General features: G+C 59.5%; 9 protein-coding genes and 1 tRNA gene. 8 read left to right on the forward strand and 2 right to left on the reverse strand.

Annotated elements, in window-relative coordinates:
• Positions 1 to 13 precede the first annotated feature (13 nt).
• Positions 14 to 90: transfer RNA gene (locus LQK83_RS21330), tRNA-Met, on the forward strand.
• Between the two features lie 99 nt (positions 91 to 189).
• Here LQK83_RS21330 and LQK83_RS21335 read toward each other — a convergent pair.
• Entirely contained in the window at positions 190 to 1,500 is a 1,311-nt protein-coding gene (locus LQK83_RS21335; protein WP_230839504.1) for a methyl-accepting chemotaxis protein, read from the reverse strand.
• Positions 1,501 to 2,137: 637 nt separating this feature from the next.
• Between LQK83_RS21335 and LQK83_RS21340 the strand changes: the two genes are divergently transcribed.
• The 7 genes from LQK83_RS21340 (at position 2,138) to LQK83_RS21370 (ending at position 11,749) form a co-directional block, all read left to right on the forward strand.
• Positions 2,138 to 2,899: an SDR family NAD(P)-dependent oxidoreductase gene (locus LQK83_RS21340; RefSeq protein WP_230839505.1), complete on the forward strand. Its 762-nt coding sequence runs from the start codon at positions 2,138 to 2,140 to the stop codon at positions 2,897 to 2,899.
• 251 nt (positions 2,900 to 3,150) lie between these two features.
• On the forward strand, positions 3,151 to 4,071 hold the full coding sequence (locus LQK83_RS21345) for a helix-turn-helix domain-containing protein (RefSeq protein ID WP_230839506.1): 921 nt from the start codon (positions 3,151 to 3,153) through the stop codon (positions 4,069 to 4,071).
• Positions 4,072 to 4,345: 274 nt separating this feature from the next.
• Complete coding sequence (locus LQK83_RS21350; protein WP_230839507.1) at positions 4,346 to 6,496, forward strand: hydantoinase/oxoprolinase family protein; 2,151 nt, start codon at positions 4,346 to 4,348, stop codon at positions 6,494 to 6,496.
• Positions 6,497 to 6,514: 18 nt separating this feature from the next.
• Entirely contained in the window at positions 6,515 to 8,731 is a 2,217-nt protein-coding gene (locus tag LQK83_RS21355; RefSeq protein WP_230839508.1) for a hydantoinase B/oxoprolinase family protein, read from the forward strand.
• 36 nt (positions 8,732 to 8,767) lie between these two features.
• On the forward strand, positions 8,768 to 9,262 hold the full coding sequence (locus LQK83_RS21360) for an acetone carboxylase subunit gamma (protein ID WP_230839509.1): 495 nt from the start codon (positions 8,768 to 8,770) through the stop codon (positions 9,260 to 9,262).
• A gap of 95 nt (positions 9,263 to 9,357) precedes the next feature.
• A complete protein-coding gene (locus tag LQK83_RS21365) occupies positions 9,358 to 10,119 on the forward strand; it encodes an SDR family oxidoreductase (RefSeq protein ID WP_230839510.1) in 762 nt (253 codons plus the stop codon).
• A gap of 79 nt (positions 10,120 to 10,198) precedes the next feature.
• Entirely contained in the window at positions 10,199 to 11,749 is a 1,551-nt protein-coding gene (locus LQK83_RS21370; protein WP_230839511.1) for an AMP-binding protein, read from the forward strand.
• A gap of 256 nt (positions 11,750 to 12,005) precedes the next feature.
• Here the strand turns inward: LQK83_RS21370 and LQK83_RS21375 are convergent, their stop codons facing one another.
• Positions 12,006 to 12,707: a TetR/AcrR family transcriptional regulator gene (locus LQK83_RS21375; RefSeq protein ID WP_230839512.1), complete on the reverse strand. Its 702-nt coding sequence runs from the start codon at positions 12,705 to 12,707 to the stop codon at positions 12,006 to 12,008.
• Positions 12,708 to 12,776: the final 69 nt, after the last annotated feature.

Here is a 12,776-nt window from a genome sequence, read left to right on the forward strand (position 1 = left end):
TTTTAAAACATAACGCGGGGTGGAGCAGCCCGGTAGCTCGTCAGGCTCATAACCTGAAGGCCGCAGGTTCAAATCCTGCCCCCGCAACCAACCTCTCAACCACCAAAAAAAGCCCGCCATGGAGAAATCCGGCGGGCTTTTTGGCGTACAGGGGCTCAAGTCAGGGGACTAGAGATACCCTCGTCGTGCTTACGCTACTCGTCTACTTCTGTCGTTCTGCTGCTGCGCGCGTCCTACCTTGAGGCGCGAGACCAGCTCGGCCAGATGCGCAGCTTCCGAAGCGAGCGTATGGCTGGCATTTGCCGTGTTGGAAACCATCGCGGCGTTCTGCTGTGTCATCTGGTCCATCTGGTTGACGGCCGTGTTGATTTCGCGCACGCCCGTCGCCTGTTCCTTGGCCGATTGCGCAACATCGGAGATCAGGCTCGTAATACCGGCAATTTCGCTGACGATCGTTTCAAGCGCCCGTCCGGTTTCGCCGACGAGGCCCACGCCCTTGCCGACCTGATCGCTCGAGGTTGAGATGAGCTGCTTGATTTCCTTGGCGGCATTGGCCGAGCGTTGTGCGAGTTCGCGCACTTCCTGAGCGACGACCGCAAAGCCCTTGCCGGCTTCGCCGGCGCGAGCCGCTTCAACACCGGCATTGAGCGCCAGAAGGTTGGTCTGGAACGCGATGTCGTCGATGACGCCGATGATCTGGTTAATCTGGCCGGAAGAATGCTCGATCTGCGACATGGCGGCGATGGCGCTCTGCACAACGCTGCCCGAATGCTCGGCGGCATGGCGGGTCTTGGTCGCGGCGGAGGCCAGTTCGTTGGTGTTCTGCGCAGTGCGCTGAACCGTCGAGGTGATTTCTTCGATGGCGGCGGCAGTTTCTTCGAGCGAACTTGCCTGCTGCTCTGTGCGGCGCGAGACTTCATCCGACGAGCGACTGATTTCGGAGGAGCCGTTGCTGATGCTGTGAACAGCTTCGATCACGGAAGTGATGACGTCTTCAAGCTGCTGGGTCGCCGTATTGAAGTCCCGCTTCAAAACTTCCGCCTTTGCCGGCATCGCGGTGTCGATACGATAAGTCAGGTCGCCAGCCGCCAGTGCGGTCATCGCCGTGCGAAGGGCCGCGATGGTTTCCTGATCCTCGCGTGTGGCCGCCTCAGAGCGTTCGCGCAGCAGCACCTGGTCATGAATGTCGGTGAAGGTGCCACAAAGCCGCACGGTCGTCCCATCGGGAAGATAGCGGGAGCCCGACGTCGAGCGGAACCAGCGATAGGAGCCGTCCTTGACCTTGATCCGGAAGGTCTCTTCGTAGCGCGCCTTGCCGCTCTTGTCGGTCAAAAACTGGGCGAGACCGGTGAACACACGCTCCAGATCTTCAGGGTGGGCTTTCGTCACCCAGGCTTCCAGCGTGTCTGGAAAATCTGCTTCTGTATAACCAGTCAACCGTCTCAGTTCGGAGGAATAACGCCAGCGCGATTGCGGATGCTGGCCGTTTGCCTCAGGCAAATATGCTTCCCAAAGTCCAACGCCACAGTACCCGTCTAGAAGATCGAGCCGCTCCTGTGCTGTCTCATACTTGCTCTGAAAGTCTTTCGCGTCCGCCTTTGCCTTGCCCCAAAACATGCAGATTCCCCCTTGAGAGTGACCGTATAGAGGCGAAAAATATCAAGCCACACATAATGAATGGTTAAACAAAACGGAGCTGTTGGTGCTCTGAAATACCTCATCGTCTTTTGATGGTGGCGGATCGAAGCACTCAATTATGCGGTGCCCGAACCGGCCTTGTTTGAGAATATTCTGAAAAGATAATTTAAAACAATGGGTTGTGGGCGTGAGAGTCGGCGTGTTTTACGGCTTTATCCGCTTAATTCAAGAACGATTGCTACTGGCCGCGCTCCGCTTTTATTCAAAACATCTCACCGAATTGTTCAATTCAATCGGGTTCCTTCCCCGGATCATGGCGTCGATTGAAGAGGCCTGAACCTTCCCTTCGGGGTCTTTCGTGAACGCGCCGGTCGCGAAAGCTTGTGCCTGCGACTGTTGACCATGGAGCAAGCGCTGCACTGCGTCGAGGGCCTCTTCTTTTCATTTCGCGCCAGCGCGGATGGCTCAACAATCAACAACAGTTATCCAGGAGGAAACGATGAGCAGATTTTCAGGCAAGGTTGTCCTGATCACAGGTGCCGCGAAAGGGCTTGGCTTTGCCACGGCCAAGCGTTTTGCCGAGGAAGGCGCAAAGGTCGCGATCACCGACCGCGACATAGCGGGGGGCAATGCTGCAGCGGCCGAACTCGGTGGCAATAGCCTGTTCCTGGAACAGGACGTAACTGACGAAGCCTCCTGGGCGCAGGTCTTCGATGCGGTTTCGAAACAACTCGGCCCTGTCGACGTCGTGGTCAACAATGCGGGCATCGGTCATTTCGAAACGATCGAGACGATGACCTACGAGCGGTGGCTGAAGACCATTGATGTCAACCTCAACGGCGTCTTCCTCGGAACAAAGATTGCCGTGGAGCGGCTGAAGCCGCGTGGCGGTTCCATTGTCAATGTGGCTTCGATTGAGGGCTTCGTGGGCGATCCGGCGCTTCCAGCCTATAATGCGAGCAAGGGTGCAGTCCGCATCTTCACCAAATCGACCGCCATTCTCTGCGCGCGTTCGGGCTACAACATCCGCGTCAATTCTGTCTGCCCTGGCTTTGTTGAAACAAAGCTGGTTTCGGACGCCCTGACGGCTTTGGGTAACGAAGCCGCTGATGCGGCTTCTGCCGGGACAATTGCGCGCATCCCGATGGGTCGCTTCGGCCGGCCGGAGGAGATCGCCTCGGCCATCGCCTTCCTTGCCTCTGATGATGCAAGCTATGTGACTGGCTCCGATCTTGTCGTGGATGGCGGCTTTACGGCGTAATGCCTGCAGCCTGATCTGACCTTAAGCGGCCGCGGGGCAACCTGCGGCCGTCATTGTTTTGCAGATGGGAAACCCGCTGCGAAAGAGGAAAGGGGATTGCCGAGGATGAAGGCTGTTCAAGCTGGCCGTGTACTGTCGCCAAAGCTGTACAACCTGTCAGAATTGACAAAAGTCTGAACGGGAGTATCGTCCAAGCTCTGCGTAACGGGTGGGGAGACCCGAATCCGTTGGATTGGACGCGGGAGGATATGATGGTGGAACTGGTTTCGCAGGTCGATCTGCGAAAAAGCATCCGGCCCGAGGACGTCATACGGTTTGCGCCGGGCGAGATCGTAGCAGAGGCGGACTCGGGCGATGCGGCGGGCCGCAGTGTTTTCTTTCGCGATATTGCCTACGGCGCTTCGACCGTTGCGGCTCCAGGGATCGACAGTATCCTGATGGTGGTCTATCGGCGCGGACAAACGCGCATGCGCCGCAAGGTGGAAACGAACTGGCGTGAAGGCTTTGTAAAGCCGGGCACGATCTCAATGCTCGGTGTCGACCGGTCTTCCGATTGGGAATGGGACGGCAATATCGAGGTCTCGCATTTCTATCTGTCGAAAGACCTGATGTCAAAAATGGCCTTGCGTGCCTTCGAGAGCGAGTATCGCCATTTCCACGCGATCGACGATCTCTGTATCGAAGATTCGTCGCTGCTGGCGCTCACTGATGCGCTCGAAGCGGAATTGCGCAATGGCGCCTCCGGATCGCGGCTTCTGACGGATCTTTTGTCACAGGCGCTCACGCTTCAGGTCCTGCGCAATCACCACATCTGCGACAGGGCGAGCCGGGATAGCGTCGATGCGGGGACGACGCTGACGGGCGCGCAACGTCAGCGCGTGATCGATTTTGTGGAAGCCAATCTCGCCAAGAATTTCAGTCTTGCCGATCTCGCCAATACGGCGGGTCTTTGCGAGCACACCTTTCCGCGCCGTTTTAAGGCCGCTTTCGAACAAAGCCCCTGGCAATTCGTGCTGATGCGGCGGGTGCATCGCGCCATGGCGCTGATCAACGACACGCGGCTCTCGCTCGCCGAAATCGCCTTCCTGACCGGCTTCAGCGATCAGGCGCATATGACCCGCGTCATGAAGAAGGCAACAGGCCAGACGCCGGGCAACCTGCGACGCCTCTAACCAGACCGCGCGGCGTTCCCTTCAGTCTCTCTCGTCCTTCGGCCGTGCGGTGGAATTGTACAAAATCGCTAACCCGATCCTTCAATATCGCCTGCCGCTAACCTGACACTCTTCCTCTCATGCCGGGATCGTGAGGGAGGAGCCTTGCGGATCGCCGGCTCCGTCTCTGGGAGGAGGCTCGCGTCGGTTCTGTGATGGTCGCAAGGCGTTTTAACGTCGTGCGGGCAGCGTGTCGCCTTTTCTCCCTGTCTGGCAAAAGGGAGGCTTTTCAACAATGAATCAATTCATCATGTCCATGGATGCCGGTGGCACCATGACGGATACGTTCTTCGTCGATGACACGGGACGTTTCGTCGTCGGCAAGGCGCAGACGACGCCCGCCGATGAATCGATCGGCTTCGGCCGCTCGGTGGAGGACGCACTGGCGCAATGGGGGCAGGCCCCGGAAGCGGTGTTTCCGAAAGTGGCGACCGGCATCTATTCCGGTACGTCGATGCTCAACCGCCTTCTCGAGCGCAAGGGCCGCCGCCTGGGCGTCATCGTGACGGCCGGCATGGAGGATTACTTCCAGCTCGAACGCGGCATCCAGACCTATCTGGGCTATTCCTATCAGGATCGTCTCAAGGTCTCGACACATCGTCACAACCAGCCGCTGGTGCCCCGCGAGCGGATGAAGGGCGTGCGCGGCCGCATCGATCTCTTCGGCACCGAAGCCATTCCGCTTTACGAACACGAGGCAGAGGCAGCCGTCGCCGAGCTTCTCGACATGGATGTCGAGGGCATCGTCGTCAACCTGCTGTTCTCCTATGTCAACGGCGCGCATGAAAACGCCGTCAAGGAAGCGGCGCTCAAGGTCATGCAGCGCAAGGGCAAGAGCGTTCCGATCTATCTCTCGTCCGAGCTTTATCCGGTCATGCAGGATTTCGCCCGGCTCAACACCGTGACGATCGAGGCCTATGCGGCCGAACCGTCACGCGGCCAGTTCCAGAAGATCGCCGACCGTGCGAAGAATTTCGGCGGGCAGTTCGAACTCCGCGTCATGGCCTCGCATGGTGGCACGATCTCGACGGAAGCGCGCGAGCTTGCCCGCACGCTGATCTCCGGTCCGATCGGAGGCATGGTTGGTGCGCGCTATCTGGGCGCCGAACTCGGCATTGGCAACATCGTCTGCTCGGATATCGGTGGCACGTCTTTCGACCTCGGTCTCATCACCGGCGGCGAATTCACCACCAAGACGCAGCCGGATATGGCGCGTTTCGTGCTCAAGCTGCCGCTGGTCGATATCGACTCGGTCGGTGCCGGCACGGGTTCCTATGTCCGCCTCGACCCGATCTCCAAACGCATCGAGTTCGGACCGGACAGCGCCGGCTCGCGCATCGGCATGTGCTTCGAGCAGGGCGGGGTCGACACGCCGACGCTTTCGGATTGCAACATCATCCTCGGCAATCTCAATCCGAACAACTTCCTCGGGGGCGAGGTCATCCTCAACAAGGAGCGCAGCTATCAGGCGATCAAGGAACGCATTGCCGATCCGCTGGGTCTCGACCCGTATGATGCGGCGGAAGGCGTTCTCCAGCTTTTCGAAAACCACCTGCGTAACGAAGTCTATGCCCGCGTCTTCGGCAAGGGCTACTCGCCGGAGGATTACACGCTGTTTTCCTATGGCGGCGGCGGGCCAATGCATGTCGCCGGCTATACCAAGGGACTGAACTTCGCCGACGTGCTGGTTCCGGCCTGGGCGGCGGGCTTCTCGGCCTTCGGCTGCGCCTGCGCAGATTTCGAATACCGCCTCGACCGCACGGTCAATGTGGCCACAGCCAGCCCTGATCTTGCACCGGCCGCTTTCGAGCAAGGTTTCGACCTGCTTTCCGGCGCGGTCAATGCCGGCTGGGAAGGGCTTCGCGCCAAGGTGAAGGACGAGTTCGCCAAGTCCGGCGTCGAGGCCGGCCAGATCGAATATCGGCATTGCCTGCGCGTGCAATATGTCGGCCAGCTCAACGATGTGGAAATCGAGCTGCCCTTCCAGGCGATCCGTTCGGTGGACGACATCCGCGAGATCATCGAGCGCTTCGAGGCTGCCTATTCGAAGGAATTCTCCCGCTCGGCGAAATCCCCCGAACTCGGCTACCTTGTCACCAACGTTCTGGTGCGTGGTGTCGTGAAGGTGATGAAGCCGGCGCTGCCGAACTTCCCCTTGCATGGCCCCGAGCCCACTGCCGATGCCCTCAAGGAGATCCGCCCGATCTATCGAAACGGCAAATGGCACGATGCCCGTATCTTCGACATGGACGAGCTTCTGCCCGGCAATGTCATCACGGGCCCGGCCGTCATTGAGGCCTCTTCCACGACATTCATGGTTCCGCCCGGTGCTGAAGCCCGGCTCGACCAGCACCTCATCTTCCACCTGCGTCACCTCGAAGACTGACCGGAAAGGACGACCATCATGTTGAACAAAGTACAAGCTGTAGACAGCCGCATCGAAAATATCGGCTGGGAAGGCAAGACCCTTCGCCAGATGCTGAAGGAGTCGGACGACATCTTCGACCGGACCGGGCATTACCAGGGTCTCAAGGATCTGAAGATCCGCACCGGCCAGCCGATCCTCTATGAAAAGATCTTCTCGCATCTGCGCGGCGGTCTGGTGAATGCGCGCTCCACCGCGCTCAACATCTCGGCCTCGCCGATCGTGAAGGAAATCGGCGAACTCTCCTTCGCGCTCTATACGCCGGAAGGCGAATCCGTTGCGCTCTCCACCGGCATCATCGTGCATGTGCACACGATGGCGGATGCGATCAAATACATGATCCGCAACAATTATGAGCAGAATCCGGGCATCGCGCCGGGACATGTGTTCTGCAACAACAACTCGATGATCGGCGACGTTCACACTGCCGATGTGCATACGCTGATCCCGATCTTCTGGGAAAACGAGCTGATCGGCTGGGCCGGCGGCGTCACCCATGAAATCGATGTCGGCGGCATCCAGCCGGGTTCCATGTGCTACGGCCATGCCGACCGCTATGGCGATGGCCTCCTGGTCTCGGCCGAGCTTGTCGGCACCAATGACCTCTTCCACGAGGACTATCTCCAGCGTTGCCGCGACAATGTTCGCGCCGAAATGTACTGGGTGCTGGACGAAAAGACCCGTCTCACCGGCTGCCAGCTCGTCCGCGAACAGGTCTATCGCACGATCGAGGAAGTCGGTCTCGACACCTACAAGGCCTTCATTCGCGAGGCCGTCGAAGAGGGCCGCCGCACGCTGATCGGCAAGGTCAAGCAGATGGGCTTTCCTGGCGAATACGAAGCGCCGACCTTCATCGATCTGCCCTGGAAGAACGACGAGACGGTGCATCCTCTCGCCCGCAAGGACACGATGATGCATGCGCCGCTGCGCATGAAGATCACCGGCGACGGACATCTGGGGCTGAGCTTCGACGGGGCGAACCAGTGGGACTACCACTCGTTCAACTGCGCGCCGTCACCCATGCAGGGCGCCATGTGGGTTCAGCTCACCCAGACGCTCTGGAATTCGGACAAGATCAATGACGGGGCCTATTACGCCACGTCCATTGAACTGCCGAAGGGGTCGTGGTGCAATCCGGACTATGACAAGGTCTCGACGACGCTCACCTGGTTCTTCCTGATTCCGAGCTTCACCGGCTTTGTCCGCAGCCTGGCGCGGTCTTATTTCGCGCGCGGCTATCTGGAGGAGATTTCCGCCTCCTATCCCTGCACCTGGAACCTGTTGCAGGGTGGGGGGATCAACCATTTCGGCCAGCCTTCCGCCTTCACGAACTTCGAAATCTCCTGCCAGGGCACCGGTGCGGCCTATGTCAAGGACGGGGAGGCGACATGCGCCGCCATGTGGAACCCCGAAGGCGACATGGGCGAGGTCGAGACCTGGGAGCATCTCGAACCGCTGCTTTATCTCGGTCGTGGCCGCAAGGCCAACACGTCGGGCGCGGGTAAGTATCGCGGTGGCTGCGGGGCTGAAAGCCTGCGCATGCTATTCAAGACCGAGTCGCAGATCCTCTTCAGCGCCGGCGAAGGCCACGTCTTCTCCTCTGCAGGCGTGTTCGGCGGTTATCCGGGTAATTCCGGCTATCGCCATAACGTCCACAACTCCAACATGAAGGAACTGGCGGCGAACAAGGCGCCTTATCCGACGCTCGACGGCGATCCCGAAAACAGCGCCATTAGCGCCATGGTCAAGGGCGACGAGGTCTTCGACCTCAACCAGATGACCGGCCCGCATCCCTTCGGCGAATATGACCTCTATGCTTCCGTCCAGCGCGGCGGTCCGGGTCTGGGCGATCCGCTGGAGCGCGATCCGGCCTCGGTGGCCGCCGATGTCAATGGCGGTGAACTCCTGGAGCGCTTCGCCAAGCCCATCTACGGCGTCGTGCTCACCAAGGGGGCGGACGGCAGGTTGCAGGCCGATGTGGCGGCGACGCAGGCCGAACGCACAGCGATGCGCAAGCGTCGTCTTGAACGTGCGGTCGACACCAAGGACTTCATCGCGCGTGAGCGCGAGCGGGTTCTGGAAGGCCATATCCACGCGCCGGTTCGCGCCATGTACAAGAGTTCCATGAAGCTCTCGCCGCGCTGGGCTGCGCATTTCCGCAACTTCTGGAGCCTCGCAGACGACTTCTCGTTCTGAAGCCGCTGCCATCCGGACAAACTATTGGAGAATGCCATGAGTGTATCCCACGACATCAATACCTTGCGGGAACTGAAAGACGGCAAGCTGAGCTTCGAAAAGCTGCACGGCCTGATCAGCGGCTTCAAGGACGCGGACCGTTTCGACAAGATGGTCCAGATCTGGCAGGAAAGCGTGGAATGGGACGATCCCATTCTGCTGCCCCTGGCCGAACATCTCTTCGTGGTCCGCAAGCCGGACGGCCGCCGCGTCGTCAAGTCGACCTGGGGCTATGAATATTGCGACGTGCAGGAAAACTGGAAGCTTCATGCCAAGGTGTTCGTGCGCGACAGCGAGGAACTGATCAACGAGATCTATCCCGACAAGCTGGGTTGCGATCCGGAATGGATGCAGCTTCGCGAGTACTACGATCCGCTTTCCGGCGCGTTGCTGGAAGTGGAGGTGGTCCCGCCGGGATATCCGATCGTTCACGATTTCAAGCCGGATATCGACACATTCTACCGCGATTGGCTCGGCCGGCCGGTCCCGTGAGCGGCTGACGTTCCCAAACCGCCGCCGGAATAGCCGGGGTATGTTCAATGCTCCGGCTATTCCCGAACCGCTTCAAAGCAGGAAAGGAAATCACGATGGAATCAATCTTCATCACGGGGGCTGCCTCCGGTATCGGCCGGCAGACGGCCGCACTCTTTGCCGCCAAGGGCTGGCGCGTCGGGCTCGCCGACACCAACGGAGCGGCGGCGGCCGCCCTTGCCGGCGAACTGGGCGCGAATGCAAAAGCCTATACCGTCAACGTCACCGATCTGGATTCCATCAAGACGGCGCTTTCCGATTTTGCCGGTCCGAACGGCTCGCTGAAGGCTATCTTCAACTCGGCGGGTCTTCTGGAAATGAAGCCCTTCGCTGAAGCCGATCTTGCTCGCCTGCACGCGGTCTTCGATGTGAACGTAAAGGGCGTGATCAATACCACCAGCGCCGCCTTGCCCTATCTCGAACGGCATGGCGACGCCCGCATCATCACGATGGGCTCGGTCTCGGGCATTTACGGCATTCCGGATCTGGCGGTCTATTCGTCCTCCAAGTTTGCCGTGCGCGGGCTGACCGAAGCGCTGAATGTCGAACTTGAAGGCAAGGGCATCTGGGTCTGCGACCTCATGGTTGCCTATGTGAAGACGCCCATGGTGATGGACGCCGCCAGCAAGGCGAAGTCCGTCGATCTTCTCGGCGTCAATGTTACGCCCGAACAGGTGGCGGAGACGGTACTCAAGGCCGTGGACGGACGTCAGGTCCATTGGTTCGTGACGCCTGAAGATGCGGGCGTTGCAACCCAGGTGGACAGCATGCCCTGGGAAAGCCGGCGCGATTTCGTCAAGCAGATCACCGGTTACTGATCACATTGCTGGAGATGCGAGCCCGCGGCCGCGCAAGGATGAAAAGCGGGCTCGGCTGGCGAAGAGGATACATTGAGGAATGGCGACAATGGATATGCGCATGCGTCTGGTCGATTATCTGGATACGGGTGCGTCCCTCGGAGCGGGTCAGCCGTGTCTTACGATGGCGGGCCGGGACTACAGCTACGCGGAGGTGCAAACTCTAAGCTACCGCATCGCCCGCAGCCTCGTCACGAGCGGCATTGCGGCAGGCGACAAGGTTGCCATTCTGTCGGGGAACGACCCCATCGCCTTTTCCTGCGTTTTCGGCATTTCGCGGGCAGGGGCTGTCTGGTGTCCCATCAATCCGCGCAACGAGGCGAACGAGAACCGCTATATCCTCGACAATTTCGATTGCCGCTTTCTGATCTTTCACAGCGCCTTTGCCGAGATGGTGGAGAAGATGCTGCCGGATCTGCCGAAGCTGGTTGAGGTTGTCTGCCTGGATGCGGAACTGCCCTTTGCCAAATCGCTTTCAGCCTGGCTCGACGGTGTGGACGACAGCCCGTTTTCCCGTGCGCCGCTCGACGATGTCGCGATGATCCCAGGCACGGGCGGAACGACCGGCAAACCAAAGGGTGTCATGCTGACCGACACCAATCTCGAAATCATGTCGGCGCTGACGCTGATGGGCTACCCTTTTAAGGGGCGGCCACGCTATCTCGCCCTTGCACCACTGACGCACGCTGCCGGCGTTCTCTGCTTTCCCGTCATGGCGCTCGGCGGTCAGATCGTCATCATGCCGCGCCCGGATATCGCGGAGTTCGCTCGCCTGATCGAGGCGCATGCGATCACACACACATTCCTGCCGCCGACGCTGATCTACATGCTGCTCGACAGCCCCTATCTCGACAAGACCGATCTGTCCTCGTTGCAATGCTTCTGGTATGGCGCAGCCCCGATTTCTGTGGCGCGCCTGAAGGAGGCGCTCGTGCGCATCGGTCCCATGGCGCAATTCTTCGGCCAGACCGAAGCGCCGATGATGATCACCGTCATGCCGCCTAAAGACCATTACAACGAAGACGGATCGATTGCCGGGGATCGTCTGCGCTCGGCCGGGCGGGCCGGCCCGCTCGTGCGGCTCGGCATCATGGATGGCGAGGGCAGGCTGCTGCCCGCCGGCGAGCGCGGTGAGGTGGTGCTGCGCAGCTCGCTGGTCATGAAGGGCTATTACAACAACCCGGCTGCGACGGCAGAAGCCTTCGCTCATGGCTGGCACCATACCGGCGACATCGGCTATCTCGACGAGGACAACTTCCTTTACATCGTCGATCGCGCCAAGGATATGATCATCACCGGCGGCTTCAACGTCTATTCCGTCGAGGTCGAGCAGGCGCTGGCACAGCACGACGACGTTCTCGACTGCGCTGTCGTCGGCCTGCCGGACGACAAATGGGGGGAACGCATCGTTGCCGTCGTCCAGCCGAAGGTCGGCAAGAAGATCGACGCCCAAGCCCTCATCGCCTTCGTCAAGGCCCAGATCGGCAGCATCAAGGCCCCGAAACAGCTCGAAGTCTGGGCCGATCTGCCGCGCTCGCGTGTCGGTAAAGTGCTCAAGGCGGAAATCCGGCTAAAGCTGATGCAGCGATGATATTGGAGGTTCCTGGGTCGCAAACCTCTGGCAAGCAGTGTTCTCAGACCATACAGCTGTTGGTTTCCACGCGGAACTGAGCCGGTTTTGGAGTGAGCCCTCCGGACTGTACCAGCGGAACGCTTCAAACTGAGCCGCCTGCTGGGCGAGTTGGATCACTCCCTGTCGAATATCGTAAGAGCCTCAGCCCGATAATTTAATACAGTCAATTTTTACCCGCGCTCGCGCCGGGTCATTTCCCAATGGAAATCAAAAGTCACTCAGTATTAAAAGCCTTTAAAACAAAGGAGGTGACTAACTCGATATAGTCAGACGTGGAAACTTTCCTGCGCGCATACTTTGCGCGCTTGACATACCAGTCTTGCAGAAGCGGCTTGACCAGAGCGGCGGCCATTTGAGCGCTGGGAGTCCTGAATACACCGACCTCTATGCCGGCTTGCAATACGTCGGCGAACATCTTCTCTGTTGCCTCTTCGCTGTCGACAGCCATCCGCCGCGCCGGCTGCGGGAAGGCCTTTGCTTCCATGAACGAGAACACGAACCAGGGCTGCATCGTCTCTGTAAGCCGAATATGCCGGTCTATCAGCCAGCAAAGATGGCTACGAGGATCTGCCCTGATCTCGGCCGGCGCATGATCCAAAACCTCTGTAACGGTCACGCCCACCTCCATCAGCACCATCATCAGCAACGTGGTCTTGCTGTCGAAATAGGAATAGAGCCCTCCCATGGAGACGCCACTCTCGCGCGCCAGATCGCGTAGCGTCATGGCGTGAAAGCCTAGACGGTTTGAAAGATCCAGCGCCGCACTCGTAATCTTCACCAGTTTCTTGACGGCGAGATGGTCCTTCTGAACCCGGATCACATCGCGATGCCGTTCGAGCATCCGCTGGCAGAGACGCTCGGTCGAAAAGCTCTCGGGCGCGTAGTCTTCATCCTTACCTGTCGCCGTGTCCTGCATGCCGAACTTCCAGAAAGTGATGCCATCTTCTTATACGAAACCGCATTGCAATCAAACGGAAAGGCATAT

This window comes from Rhizobium sp. C1 (assembly GCF_021026335.1).
Classification (GTDB): domain Bacteria; phylum Pseudomonadota; class Alphaproteobacteria; order Rhizobiales; family Rhizobiaceae; genus Ensifer_A.